Source organism: Candidatus Nucleicultrix amoebiphila FS5 (assembly GCF_002117145.1).
Lineage (GTDB): Bacteria > Pseudomonadota > Alphaproteobacteria > Caedimonadales > Nucleicultricaceae > Nucleicultrix > Nucleicultrix amoebiphila.
The window spans coordinates 378,318-391,161 of record NZ_CP008743.1; the positions used below are offsets into that span (position 1 = coordinate 378,318).

A 12,844-nucleotide genomic window follows, 5' to 3' on the forward strand; every position below is an offset into this window, starting at 1 on the left:
TCAATCATTATGTCTAAATTTAAGGCAGTTTTCTGGGATATGGATGGCACACTCTTTGATAATGAGCACCTCTACGACGGTTGTTTGGATCTCGCACTTGCTAAACATCAGCTTAAGTTACCTTTAAAACTTCCACCAGGTTCAAGCCTGGATCAAATATGGGACTGTCTTCAAGAATACAATCAACCCGTCGTTTCTTATCAACAATGGTTTGATGAAATTCAAAAAGCTACAGAAAACATGTTAAATGCCCATCACATTCGTCCAGGCGTGATTGAAGTTCTTGAAGTAATCAGAAATCAAAGCATCCCTCAATCCTGTGTCTCTAATTCTGACGTACACACAATTCAGAATAATTTTTTTAAAACAGGCTTGAGTGATTACTTTAAGCATATAGTTGGTCGAGATCTTGTTAATCAAGGTAAACCAAAACCTGATCCTTACCTTAAAGCGGTGGAATTAAATGGCCTTTCACCTAAAGACTGTATCGCTGTCGAAGACACAGAGGTCGGTGTGTCATCAGCAAAAGCAGCAGGCCTTACTGTCATCGCTCATCCTAACAATGTCACGAAGCATCTCAATTTTCATGAAGCAGACTTTGTGATTGATCATCCAACAAAGATAAAAAGCATCTTAGGACTCTTTTAAGCTGTTTTACCTAAATTCATAACGTGGCGTATAATCTTTGCTACGGCTTCATAATATTCATAAGGAATTTCCTGACCAACCTCTAAATTATCATAAAGGGTCCGTGCTAAAGGCGGATTTTCATAAAGGGGTACTCCATGTTCTTTAGCAATCTCGCGAATACGCTTAGCAAGGTAATCTGCTCCTTTTGCAACAACTATAGGGGCGTTGGTTGAATTGTGATCATACTTAAGGGCTATTGCAAAGTGAGTCGGATTAGTAATCACCACAGTGGCTTCAGGAACGTCCTTTGCAATACGTTGTCTATTACGTTCCGATCGCAAACGACGTTGCCGTGACTTCACATGGGGATCTCCTTCGATCTCTTTCATTTCTTCTTTAATTTCTTGATGAGACATCATGAGGTCACGAATATAGTTAAATTTCTGATAGCCATAGTCTAGAAGTGCCAGAAAAGTTAAATTTGAGAAAACAGCGATGATTAATCTTATAAATAGTGACTGCAGAGATGATAAGAAAGTTCCTATTTCACCACGACTCATGGCTAATAATGTATCTATTTCAGGCCAAACAACGATTATTGAAATCGTCGCAACAGCGACTAATTTAAGAACATTCTTTAAAAGTTCTACAAGAGATTTGACTGAAAAAATTTTCTTAAGGCCCTTCATAAGTGAAATTTTCTCAAAACTAGGCTTGATCGATTCAAATGATATAAGAAATTGAGTTTGGCTTAGCGAAGATGCTATACCAAAAACTATAAGAATTAATGCAGGCGCCGTTAAATATATAAGGATTGATAAAAGTGTTTGATTGATTAAGCCACCAAAGAGGCTCCCACTAATATCTAACGTTCCTGCATTTGCTATAAACACACTCAAGAGCGTTGAAAGCTTAGAAAAAGCGCTCGGTATCATAAAATAAAAAATAATTAGAAAAGCCAAGAAAGCAAACCAATTACCTAGCTCCTTTGAAACTGCGACTTGACCTTTTTCACGGGCTTTTTCAATACGATGAGCCGTCGGTTGTTCTGTTTTTTGAGATTTATCTTGATCTTCATCAGCCATAAACTTCTTCCCTACTCTGCAGACAAAGTGCTAATAGCAGTTTCAAATTTCTCGAGAAAGAAAGGCATGATAACACCAATTGACAGCCACAAAATTGTGAAACCAACGGCGATTTGTAAAGGTTGAATAATAAAGAAAATTTGCACTTGCGGCATCAATCGACTTATAAACCCCGAGCTAGCATGCAACAAAAGCCCTATCATAAGAACGGGAGCTGAAATTTGCACAGATAACACAATACTTGCCATTAAAAAGTTTGTAATGGTTTTTAATATATCCTGGGCCATCAAAGTAAGACTTAAGGGATCGACGGGGCGAAAAACCTCATAACTTTGAACAAACATTCGAAAATACAGGTGATGCAAATCCGTAACAAATATCAAAAGAACAGCCATAAGACCTAAAAACACACCAGGTAAAGCCACTTGTTGTGAAGAAGCTGGCCCTTCTGCAAAAGCATTAGCTAAGTTCATTTGATACCCCATTAGGGCTCCAGCCATTTCAAATGAGGAAATCATTATCCTGACAAGGATACCTGCAAAATACCCCACCAAGAATTCCGTTAAAAACACAATAAAAAACTCAAAGGGCTCATGGGGCATCCCAGGAATTTTGTGCGCTAAGATTGGCGCTAAAAGAAAAGCTGTCGTTAAAGCTATTAACACCCTAATTCTAGGATTTACATAATTCTCCGCAAATCCTGGTAATAAGAAAATTAATCCCCCCAATCGCGCGAAAACGATCAAAAAAGCATAAAAATCATTTAGCAAGAAGTGCATCTTGCTCATACCTAATGCCCTATTGTAGCAATGCGATTGAATATTTCAGTTGCAAAACGCCCAAATACGTTACCTATTAGAGGTAACCCAAAGAAAAGAGCTGCAAAAGTCGCGATAATCTTGGGAACGAAAGCAATGGTCATTTCTTGAATTTGAGTCAAAGCTTGGATAAAAGAAATCAAAAGACCTGTGATCAAAGCTACAGCCATAATGGGTCCTCCGACTTTTAAGAGGATCATTAAAGACTCCCGACTAATTTCAATAACCTCAGACGCTGTCATTTTTTTATATTTTTTTTTCGAAAAATCTTGACATTCAACTCATACGATTATACTCAGATTTTCACATTCAACGCAAATATTCGTTGTAAACCGTTTTTGTTTGATGTTTTGAAAAACATCCGTTAGAAGTGTTTGTTATAGAACCTAAGCTATATAAAGAGTTTAAAATGTTTGCAGTTATTAAAAGCGGCGGAAAGCAGTACAAAATCTCTCCAGGTGACGTTATCACCGTGGAGAAACTTGAGGGAAACCCAGGCACAAGCGTTAATTTAACTGAAGTGCTGATGGTAAGCAATGATAAGGGAGTAACCGCAGGAAACTCCCTCAGTGGTAAATCAGAAATAAAGGCCATGATTGTCGAGCAAAAGCGTGGAGAAAAGCTTATTGTTTTCAAAAAGCGTCGTCGCCAAAATTCTCGCCGTAAAAACGGTCATAAACAACATCTCACATGTCTTTGGATTGAAGATATCGTTGTAAATGGTTCTTCAAACCCTGCTCAAAATAAGCCTATCATTAAGGAAAAAGCCGTTCTGACGGAAACAAAGACTGCAAAGAAAGCTAAGCCTTCTACAGCTTCTACAAAAAAGCCAACAAAATCAGCTGCTAAGCCTCAATCAAAAACTGAGTCTCTTAATGCACAAGAGAACGTTAAAAAAGCTGAAGTAGCAACAAAAGAAGCCAAGGCAGTGTCAGAGAAAAAAGCGACTACTCCTAAAGCTAAGGCAACGGAAAAAGATTCATCTACAGATAAAAAGTCAGCGGGGACCACAAAGAAAAAGTCCCCTGCAAAATCTAAAGGAGAATAACGATGGCCCATAAGAAAGCCGGTGGTAGTTCTAGAAACGGACGCGATTCAGCAGGTCGACGCCTAGGTGTTAAGAAGTTTGGGGGAGAACATGTAATCTCAGGCAACATTATTGTTCGCCAAAGAGGAACTCAGTTTCATCCAGGACGCAACGTAGACATAGGTAAGGATCATACGATTTTTGCTGTTGTTGAAGGCAAAGTAAAGTTTCATTCAGGGTTTAAAGGGAAACGCTACGTTTCAGTTGAAGCTCTTAATTAACACTTGTTCAGCAGGTATCATCCCTGCAGAGTTTTTATAAACCTCTATAGCCGCTGATTTCGGCTTAAGGGGTTTATTTTTTTAATAGAAAATGCACGATGAAATTTCTCGATCAAGCTAAAATTTTCATAAAAAGCGGTAAAGGGGGCGATGGTTGCGTAAGTTTTCGTCGTGAAAAATTCATTGAATTTGGCGGTCCAGACGGTGGAGACGGTGGTAAAGGGGGCGATGTAGTTGCCATTGCGGTAGAAAATCTCAATACCCTGATTGATTATCGCTATCAGCAACATTTCAAAGCAGAGGTAGGCCAACAAGGCATGGGAAGAAACCGCACCGGAGCTGATGGAAAAGATTGTATCTTGAAAGTACCGGTAGGCACTCAAATCTATTATGAAGACAAACAAACTTTACTCGCAGATCTTAAAGAGCCAGGACAAAAAGTAATTCTCGCCCGCGGAGGCTTTGGTGGACGTGGAAATACTCATTTTAAATCATCTACAAATCAAGCCCCTAGAAGAGCGGATCCAGGGCGTCCTGCAGAAGAATTATGGATATGGCTCCATTTAAAACTTATTGCAGATGCTGGCCTTATTGGATTACCAAATGCCGGAAAATCGACTTTTTTAGCGGCGACGACTCACGCTAAACCCAAAATTGCGGACTATCCCTTTACGACTCTCGCTCCTCAATTGGGAGTCATTCACTTAAAAGGTGCTGAGTTTGTTCTGGCGGACCTTCCAGGATTGATAGAAGGTGCTCACGAGGGTATCGGTCTCGGGGATCGCTTTTTAGGTCATGTGGAACGCTGTCGCGTGATGATTCATCTTATCGATGCTACCTTAGAAGACGTTACCGTCCCCTACAATACGATTCGTCACGAACTGGAAGCCTATGGACATGATCTTATCCATAAACCTGAAATTATTGTTTTAAACAAAATTGACGCCCTCTTACCTGAAGAGATAAAACAAAAACAAAAGACCTTAGAAAAACTTACGAAAAAGAAAATCTATACTGTTTCTGGTCATTCAGGACATGGGGTTGAAGAGGTCTTGTGGCAAGCACATCAAGAGATTCAAAAAGCACAGAAAACCGACTGAATTGATTGAATATATTTTTTTTATTTTTGTTTTAAGGTATAATAAAAGTATAGGGTAATAACGAACGGAGGACTCCCATTCAGACTTTAAAACGCCTGGTTATACCGAAACAGGATCTTAATAAAGTCATTTGTCGTTTTCTTGATGAGAATAAAGCGGAAAACATAACCCTGATTGACCTAAAATCCAAATCCACAATCACAGACTGTCTCGTTATCGCAAGTGGCTTATCCCAAAAGCATATCAGTGCTCTTGGCAGCAAACTTAAAGATTTTCTTGAAAAAAATGGCATTCAACACATTCAAATCGAAGGACAACCAAACAGTGACTGGATTTTGGTGGATGCGGGTGACGTAATCATTCATTTATTTAGACCTGAGGTCCGTGAATTTTATAATCTAGAAAAAATGTGGCAAGCAAACTTTAAAGATGTGCCAGAGGCCCGTCTGAACTAATGTTTGTTGCGCTCTATTATCTTTTTCTCTCGTTCAATCTTTGGCTGTTCTTCACTATCTCGAGCTGATCCAAAGCACACTAGATCTTTTTTTATTTTGTCTTATTGATTGAACAAATACGCGTTAAAAATTCCTGTAGTTTCTGCTCACATTCATCTTGAGTGACAACGAAATACCTTGCACAACCCTTAAAAATGACTTAATTTTTATTAAAAGTTAAATAAAAACAGGGTGAATTCATGACTAAAAAATATTCTTTTAATTCCATTTTATGTTCAGCATTCTTAGTCTCAGCATTTTCTTGTCAGCCCCTCCTCGCCCATGTAAACATAGCTGCATTAGGCGCTCCCCCCTCAAAAGCTTCTCATTATAAGTCTGGAGTCTATCTTGGCGTGCAAGAAGGGTTGAGTTACATGAGTGGTCGTATGTCAGATACATGGGATCCTAATGATCCTCTTTTTAATACTACCGCGCATTCAAGTGATAAATCTGTTTCCAATGCAACATTAGTAAGTGAAGTAATGATTGGAGGTCGTTATCTTTGCTCTAACGGATTTTTCCCTGGTGTGGAAGTCGCATTTTCATTTGCCAACCATAGACTTACTAATACATTTTTTTTCACAGAACCCGGTTTAGGTAATTTACCTGGATTATTTAACCCAACTCTTGAGAGGCGTTCTGTAATTATTCCTTCTCTTGTCCTTGGATGGGCTTTCAAAAATAATTTTCATGTTTTTGCCAAGCTTGGCCTGGGAATTTCAAGATTTAAAACAAAAGTATCAGTCGTAGAAAATAACAATCTTCATGAGATAAGAAGTTTTTCTAAAAATGAAACTAAATATAGCTTTGCTCCTTCCGTTGGTGTTGAATACGCTTTATCTCCTCACTTTTCCATTGTTGGTACTTTAAGTTATGAGAGATATAAAGAATCACAACTTATATCTAGGGCAAACACCGGTGGCGCTCCTGAGGATATTAATAGATTTAGGATAAAACCTTCAATCTTTACTCAAAAAATTGGATTGCTTATTAAAATTTAGCAGCTTCTTAACCATTTCCAATTTATAAATATAGTAAGAGTTGTCGGTTTGAGGAGCATAGAATGAGTAATTATAAAACAACACATCGAATTCTATTAGGAACTGCATTATTGTTAAGTACGCCTTATGTTGCTTACGCAACATTAATTGCCAATACAACAGAAGAAAGGCTTTTGGCTAGAGACCTTAGGACACAAGGAAAATCGATTGAAGATATCAATGCCGAAATTAGAAGACGACGTTTGTTGTCTTCTGGTGGATCCCAAGAGCTTCTTAAGCAAGTTGATGAACTCTCAAAACGCGTTTCTGATCTTAGCATACAAGAAAAACAGATCGAAGAACGCATTAAAGAAAAGGGAAGCCTTCCCGTAGGCGTTGCCCAAAGAGCTGCTGATACAGCAGAATTAAAAGAACTCAATAAGGGCGTGCAAGAATTAGATAATCTCCTAGGACGTTTAAAAGGCGAAGATCAAGCAGAAATTATAAGAGGCTTAAAAACAAAGCTCCTCCAAGACATTCAGAAAGTAGAAACAAGACTCAAAGAACCTGCTGCTCTTCCTTTACCTCATCTTCCTCCTCCACTAAGTTTACCCTCTCAAGCTAGTTCTAGCACCCCATCTGAACCATCTCGAGGAGGACCGCCACCCCCTAAAGCGCCATCTGTGGGACCGGGCGCCCCTGCTATGAAATCTCCTGCGCAAATACGCGCTGAAGCGCTAACGGCTCTTGAAAAATTATTTGACGATAAAAAGAATGATTTTAAGAAAGATGCAGAAAAGAAACAACATTTACCTGCCGGCAGAATTCATCAGTGGGTTCTCATCTATGGTGAATTTATGGACGCTTTTAAAGAATTTTTAAAAGCACATCCAGATGCGGCCACAGATCCAGTAAAACTAAGAGCGTCATTTACAACGATGTTTTCTAGGCTCAATACAGGAACTGATTTTAACTCTCTCGATATGCCAGCAAAAGGAGCAAGTGCAAAAGATTTAGAAGAAAGAAAAAGGTTTTTAGAAGTATTTATAGAAAAGTATGAAAAGCGAACTGAAGATTTAGAAAACTTTATTCATAGTGGAGGAAATCCTTTTGAATTAAAGGGACCAACTTTAACGGTCGCAAACGTTATCATGCCACGCACTCAGACAGCGACATCCTCTTCTGACGCACCAAAGAAACCAGAAACGACTCCTAAAGAGCAATCAACTGTTGCTGCTGCGGTGCTTTCAGTCATCCCTGAAATCTTAGGAAACGTAGTAGGTGATGAAGCACACCTTTGGAAACTTCCTAATAGCACTGCAGCAAAGGGGGTTTGGGCAAAGGTTAACGAAGAAGCCAAATCAAAACTCGTAACTACTTTCCAGGATAACATAAGTGATGTCATGAAAATGGCCAGCGTTCACAAAGAACTTGAAACATTGGGGAAGACTCATGGCAATATTCCTCCTTCTAAATTTAATTCAGAGGAAAGTAGAGAGTTTAGAGAACGTATTTTAGCGCCTTACCTCGAACTCCGCTTTGTTGCAGAACTTCTGACAACATATAGAGAAGGTATTGGAAGTGGTGAAGATGAAGCCATTGCTAGTAAAGTTACGGAAATAAAGGCCCTCGATGAAAGATCTAAAAAACTGATCGCTACGGACCCTGAACGTAATGCCAATAAAATAAGACAATACTCTGAGCGAATCAGCACTCTGACAGAAGAAAAAAATGAATTAGAGCGCAAAAAGTTAGAACTCAACACAGACGTTGTGGACGAAATGCTTAAATTAGTTATCGAGGATCTAAGAAATTTGGGGGCTGGAAAACTCCCCAAATTTGTTGAAGATAGTCTCAGTGCTGGTATTTTAAGAACAGTGTATGAGCCCAAAAAAGTAGAAGGGTCTGGCAAAGGACCAGCTCAAGAGGCTGCAAGTTCAGTTCCTGAGGAATCACCCCATGAACAACTCAATAAATATTTAACAGAACAGCTCAACCTCGTATCTTTGAATCGTGGAAAATTGGGGGCTAATAAAATACCTCTAAATGTTGTTGCCGAAGTAGAAAGTGAGCATAAACTCTTTATAAATAATTTAATAAAAAGGTTCACTGAATTACCACCAAAAGCGATCACTCCCGACGTATTAACAGCCGTTCAAAGTTTCTTTAACAAGTTACAAATAGTTAAGAACTTAGGAAGTCCGCAGAAAAAATTAGAACAAGAAATTATTCCTCAATATATAGATATGGCTGAAAAAGTACGTACGCTTGTAGGAAATCCTTTTGAACTTACTGGACCAAATAAAGTTTTAATTGAAGATATTCTCATAGTGCCTACAAGTGGGACTGCTTCTTCCTCTGGCGCATCAACTACAAAACCTATTGAAAAGCCTAAAAGAGCGCTAGAAATTCCTAAAGAAGTGCTTGAAAAAGCTTTGCAAGAAAGCTTCAGTAAAATAGGTGCTGATGGTAATCGTGAAGGGATCCTGCCAACTGATCTATGGCGTGGTCCTGATGTATCAACTGACGATCTACAAAAACTAGAGGAAATTCTTAAGACAGAAACAAGTCTCAGTCGGACAACCTCTACAGCATTCAACAAAGAAGCCTCTAATTTAGCTGAATTCAAAGGAATTGCGAGTGCTGAAGACAGTGTCAAACTTATCCCCGATTTGGTTAACTATTTTTACTTGAGAGCTGCGATCTTAGTTCTTCAAGCAAGAAAAGCTCAAGTCGAAGATGATAATAAGAAGCAATCTCGCGATGAAACAGAGATTAAAGCTCAGAAAGCCGCAAACGAGAAGACCTTTGTAAGAACCCAAGAAGATAGCATAAAACGTTTAATTTCTCACTATGAGGAAATGTTGAATCAATTGGCTGAGAAAAAGCAAAGAAATAATGAAGCTCTTTCAAGGTTAGACGGGGTTCTAGGAAACGATGTTAATATACTGGTTAGCATCTCTGGTAAATTACCCGCTTCTTTAAGTGCTCTGGCATCGCTGGTTGTTGATAACTCTAAATTACCACCTGTCTCATCTTCATCAGGTGGAGGAAGCGCATCTGCCTCAAGCTCCAATGCCGCCACGCTTCCCTCTTCTTCTTCTTTCTCGCCCGCACATAACTTCAAAGTTAATTCTGCTAAAAAAGCTGGCTATACGGAAGAACAAGCCCAGCAGATCGCTACAAAAATGAACGATGAGGGCCTTGGTATGACAGAAGCCGCTCGGGCATTGGGTATTCCAGACCCAATTAAGTAAGCTACAAGCGTTCAAAGAACGCTATTGTTCGTAAAAAATCCCATGAGCTCTTTTAAAAGAGTTCATGGGATTTAAACTTACTGATCTTCAGACCTATAATAAAAGCGAAACCTTAAAATATCAGGAAGCAGATCTATCTTCTCCTTCTGAAGATCCCCAGTCATAAGCGCTTGATTAATTGCTTTTGATGCTTGGAGAAATAGAGAAGGAATCCCTCTATTGAAAGACATTTGTTGAGCGTCTTTTAAATAGCGATAGATAGGCGTGTCTTCTGTGGCTAATTCTAAAGGGGTTTTTCCATCTTCATTTTTGACCATCAAGTCAGCGCCTTTTTTATGCAAAAAGATAACACTCTCTAAGCACCCTTTGCTCACAGCAAGATGAAGAGACGTTGACTTATTTTTTGATGTTTTACGAATATTACATCCAATATTATATAAGGCTTCCATTGCATTAAGACAGTTATATTGAGCTGCAACACTTAAAGGAGTTGTGCCAACTCTTGTTTCTGAATCAGGATGAAAGCCAAGAGTATAAAGCAATTCAGTGACGTAATACGCATCCGCAATTGCAGCAAGATGTATAGGCGTAAATCCCTCCCCTACATTACCAAACTTTGCGCCACGCTTTTGTAAAGCAACAAATGAAAGAGGGGCATCTTTAAGAATCGCCCAATGAATAGGTGCATACTCTCCTCGCATTGCCTCGAGATTAGCCCCTGCTTCACATAGCATTTCAATAGCATGAACAGCATTCCCTCCTGCAGCAAAATGCAAGGGGGTTGTTCCGTCCTGAGCAGGAATATTGACATTCTCACCACGCTCTATAAGGATTTTCAGTACTTTTCTTGCATCACTTGTAGAAGCTGTATGAATAGGTCTAATTTTATCTTTCCCTTCTGCAGCAATGCTGATTCCTGCACTCGAAAAAAAGAGGAAAGCTTCTTCATCATCATACTCAGCAGCTGTATGCAGAATGGTCGTACCGTCTTCATCATGAATTTTATCAAATCCTTCTTGAGTAAGCAGACTAAGCGCATGGGTTCTTGCTTGCTCATTTCTTCCCCAATACAGATATTTGATAAAGTTGAAACGTAGAGACTCAGATAAATGAGTGTTTTTTCCCCATAAGATTTTTACTGCATTTACAACTTTATCAATGTGCTGCGGAAAAGATTGCCATACTGAACATGTCGCCAGAAGAATAATTTCAGGAGCATCACACAGTTTTTCAGTGAGCTTTAAAATTTCAAGAGACCCTTGCTCTTGTTCTTTTTTATCATCAAGAGAAAGCCGATGTAAAGCTATTGAGAGAGAAGAATCGACAGACTCTTGTGACAAATCTTCAGAGGCAAGCACAAGAGGAGACACTAAAAATGAGCCTGCAAAAACAATCGCGAGGCTTAAAATTTTAAAAATGCTTTTAGATACAGTGAGTTTGTATACGTTCATGAAGTAACCCTTAGGAGAAAATATTGGTAAATTTAATTTTTGAAAATTACTATCTTATATCTTTGGTGGTTACTTTATTTTTTACACAATGTCAACATTTTGATTTTTGTTCATTAAGTTTTCTATGGCTTTTATTTAACGAAACCCTTTAAATCAATGCATTCAAAAAATTTATTATTTAAAAAAACTTACTTTTATTCTTTTTCAACAATCCTAGGAAAAACTCCCTCAGGTTTTGGTAATTGAGCCCCAGGAATGAGGATATGTTTCTCCCAATCAACGAGTGATCTAGACTGTTGATCAGCACCAACGTAATCAAGAATTTTTTCTGCTGCTGTTGGCATAAAAGGCATCGTTAACAAACCTAAGCGACGAATCACTTCAGCCAAAACATAAAGAACTGTATTCATGCGAGTAATATCAGTCTTGCGCAAAGACCATGGTTGCTCGCTATCAACGTATCGATTAGCTTCACCTACTCCTTCCCATATCGCTTCGAGCATCTTATTAAGTGCCTGAGATTCTGCGTATTTTCGACAATCCTCTAGAATTTGATTCATTTTTGTAAGCAGGGCTTGGTCTGCCTCTGTCAAATCGCCTTTTAAAGGTACCCTTGCATCAGCATTTTTATTAATAAATGAGAGAACGCGTTGTACAAGATTTCCCAAATCGTTTGCTAAATCAGAATTAACTCGCTGAATCAGCGCAGTTCGTGAAAAATCACCATCCTGACCAAAAGGAACTTCTCTTAAAAGAAAATAGCGCACAGGATCTACACCAAATTCTCCCATAAGCTTATAAGGATCAATAACGTTGCCAAGAGATTTTGAGATTTTCTGACCTTCATTCGTCCACCAGCCATGGGCGAAAATACGTTTAGGGGGCGTAAGACCAGCGGCCATTAACATGGCCGGCCAGTAAACTGCATGAAATCGGACGATATCTTTTCCCATTAAGTGTAACGAAGTCGGCCAAAAATTCTTAAACGTTTCGCTCTGATCATTCGGAAAACCAAGAGCTGTCACATAAATAGACAAAGCTTCTATCCACACATACATCACATGATCCATATCACCAGGAACAGGCACTCCCCACTTGAATGTTGATCGAGAGATTGAAAGATCCTTTAACCCGTCTTCAACAAATCTCAACACTTCATTGCGACGACTTTCCGGACCAATAAAATTGGGATTCTCCTTATAAAATTTTAAAAGATTCTCTTGCCATGACGAAAGTCTAAAAAAATAACATGGTTCTTCAACCCATTCCACATCTGCACCTGTGGGGGCTTTGCCATCGATCAGTTCTTTTTCCGCATAATAGGCTTCATCACGAACTGCATACCAACCTTGATAACTTCCTTTATAGATATGACCATTTTGTTCAATCCTACGCCACATTTCCTGAGCAGATAAAATATGTTTAGGATCTGTTGTGCGCATAAAAAGATCATTAGAGATATTAAGTTTTTGATGTAAGTCCTGAAAACGTTCAGAAACTCTATCCACAAATTCTTTGGGATCAAGGTCGGCTGCATGGGCCGATTTTTCAACTTTTTGACCATGCTCATCTGTCCCTGTCATAAACAACACCCGTACTCCATTAAGACGTTGAAAGCGGGCTAGAACATCCGCAGCCAAACTCGTATAGGCATGCCCAATATGAGGAATGTCATTCACATAATAAATGGGAGTCGTAATATAAGAGATTTTTTGTGACAT

12 protein-coding genes are annotated in these 12,844 nt (G+C 39.0%); 7 read left to right on the top strand and 5 right to left on the bottom strand.

The window, feature by feature from the left end:
• Nucleotides 1–9 precede the first annotated feature (9 nt).
• Nucleotides 10–648, top strand: coding sequence for an HAD family hydrolase (locus GQ61_RS01720; protein ID WP_085783642.1), 639 nt, complete (start codon nt 10–12; stop codon nt 646–648).
• Here the strand turns inward: GQ61_RS01720 and flhB are convergent.
• Genes flhB through GQ61_RS01735 form a run of 3 tightly spaced genes read right to left on the bottom strand, consistent with a single transcriptional unit; the run spans nt 645 to nt 2,775 of the window.
• Nucleotides 645–1,715 carry a flagellar biosynthesis protein FlhB gene (flhB, locus tag GQ61_RS01725; protein WP_085783643.1) on the bottom strand — a complete coding sequence of 357 codons (1,071 nt, stop codon included), beginning with the start codon at nt 1,713–1,715 and terminating at the stop codon, nt 645–647. The two genes, GQ61_RS01720 and flhB, sit on opposite strands and share 4 nt — an antisense overlap.
• An 11-nt stretch (nt 1,716–1,726) precedes the next feature.
• Nucleotides 1,727–2,503, bottom strand: coding sequence for a flagellar biosynthetic protein FliR (locus GQ61_RS01730; protein ID WP_085783644.1), 777 nt, complete (start codon nt 2,501–2,503; stop codon nt 1,727–1,729).
• A 2-nt stretch (nt 2,504–2,505) separates the two neighbouring features.
• The gene (locus tag GQ61_RS01735) at nt 2,506–2,775 is read right to left on the bottom strand and encodes a flagellar biosynthetic protein FliQ (protein WP_085783645.1); all 270 of its coding nucleotides are present in this window, start codon (nt 2,773–2,775) and stop codon (nt 2,506–2,508) included.
• A gap of 167 nt (nt 2,776–2,942) precedes the next feature.
• On the opposite strand from GQ61_RS01735, the gene rplU reads away from it, so the two are divergent.
• From rplU to GQ61_RS01765, 6 genes are all read left to right on the top strand, one after another.
• Nucleotides 2,943–3,581, top strand: a complete 639-nt coding sequence (gene rplU, locus GQ61_RS01740; protein ID WP_085783646.1) for a 50S ribosomal protein L21 — start codon at nt 2,943–2,945, stop codon at nt 3,579–3,581.
• Between the two features lie 2 nt (nt 3,582–3,583).
• Nucleotides 3,584–3,841: a 50S ribosomal protein L27 gene (gene rpmA, locus GQ61_RS01745; protein WP_085783647.1), complete on the top strand. Its 258-nt coding sequence runs from the start codon at nt 3,584–3,586 to the stop codon at nt 3,839–3,841.
• Between the two features lie 98 nt (nt 3,842–3,939).
• On the top strand, nt 3,940–4,941 hold the full coding sequence (gene obgE / locus GQ61_RS01750; RefSeq protein ID WP_085783648.1) for a GTPase ObgE: 1,002 nt from the start codon (nt 3,940–3,942) through the stop codon (nt 4,939–4,941).
• A 170-nt stretch (nt 4,942–5,111) separates the two neighbouring features.
• Complete coding sequence (rsfS, locus tag GQ61_RS01755; RefSeq protein WP_503413186.1) at nt 5,112–5,396, top strand: ribosome silencing factor; 285 nt, start codon at nt 5,112–5,114, stop codon at nt 5,394–5,396.
• A 239-nt stretch (nt 5,397–5,635) separates the two neighbouring features.
• Nucleotides 5,636–6,436 (top strand): outer membrane protein, encoded by an 801-nt coding sequence (locus GQ61_RS01760; protein ID WP_085783650.1) that lies wholly within the window; start codon nt 5,636–5,638, stop codon nt 6,434–6,436.
• A 62-nt stretch (nt 6,437–6,498) separates the two neighbouring features.
• Nucleotides 6,499–9,672 carry a hypothetical protein gene (locus GQ61_RS01765; protein ID WP_085783651.1) on the top strand — a complete coding sequence of 1,058 codons (3,174 nt, stop codon included), beginning with the start codon at nt 6,499–6,501 and terminating at the stop codon, nt 9,670–9,672.
• A gap of 77 nt (nt 9,673–9,749) precedes the next feature.
• Here the strand turns inward: GQ61_RS01765 and GQ61_RS01770 are convergent, their stop codons facing one another.
• Together GQ61_RS01770 and metG are read right to left on the bottom strand one after the other, a co-directional pair.
• Entirely contained in the window at nt 9,750–11,123 is a 1,374-nt protein-coding gene (locus tag GQ61_RS01770) for an ankyrin repeat domain-containing protein (RefSeq protein ID WP_085783652.1), read from the bottom strand.
• Nucleotides 11,124–11,317: 194 nt separating this feature from the next.
• Complete coding sequence (metG, locus tag GQ61_RS01775) at nt 11,318–12,844, bottom strand: methionine--tRNA ligase (RefSeq protein ID WP_085783653.1); 1,527 nt, start codon at nt 12,842–12,844, stop codon at nt 11,318–11,320.

What these genes read in the sequence shown, in the direction of transcription:
- GQ61_RS01720 (WP_085783642.1), top strand. Translation starts at nt 10, where the DNA reads ATGTCTAAATTTAAGGCAGTTTTCTGGGATATGGATGGCACACTCTTT.
- flhB (WP_085783643.1), bottom strand. Translation starts at nt 1,715, where the DNA reads ATGGCTGATGAAGATCAAGATAAATCTCAAAAAACAGAACAACCGACG.
- GQ61_RS01730 (WP_085783644.1), bottom strand. Translation starts at nt 2,503, where the DNA reads ATGAGCAAGATGCACTTCTTGCTAAATGATTTTTATGCTTTTTTGATC.
- GQ61_RS01735 (WP_085783645.1), bottom strand. Translation starts at nt 2,775, where the DNA reads ATGACAGCGTCTGAGGTTATTGAAATTAGTCGGGAGTCTTTAATGATC.
- rplU (WP_085783646.1), top strand. Translation starts at nt 2,943, where the DNA reads ATGTTTGCAGTTATTAAAAGCGGCGGAAAGCAGTACAAAATCTCTCCA.
- rpmA (WP_085783647.1), top strand. Translation starts at nt 3,584, where the DNA reads ATGGCCCATAAGAAAGCCGGTGGTAGTTCTAGAAACGGACGCGATTCA.
- obgE (WP_085783648.1), top strand. Translation starts at nt 3,940, where the DNA reads ATGAAATTTCTCGATCAAGCTAAAATTTTCATAAAAAGCGGTAAAGGG.
- GQ61_RS01760 (WP_085783650.1), top strand. Translation starts at nt 5,636, where the DNA reads ATGACTAAAAAATATTCTTTTAATTCCATTTTATGTTCAGCATTCTTA.
- GQ61_RS01765 (WP_085783651.1), top strand. Translation starts at nt 6,499, where the DNA reads ATGAGTAATTATAAAACAACACATCGAATTCTATTAGGAACTGCATTA.
- GQ61_RS01770 (WP_085783652.1), bottom strand. Translation starts at nt 11,123, where the DNA reads ATGAACGTATACAAACTCACTGTATCTAAAAGCATTTTTAAAATTTTA.
- metG (WP_085783653.1), bottom strand. Translation starts at nt 12,844, where the DNA reads ATGTCACAAAAAATCTCTTATATTACGACTCCCATTTATTATGTGAAT.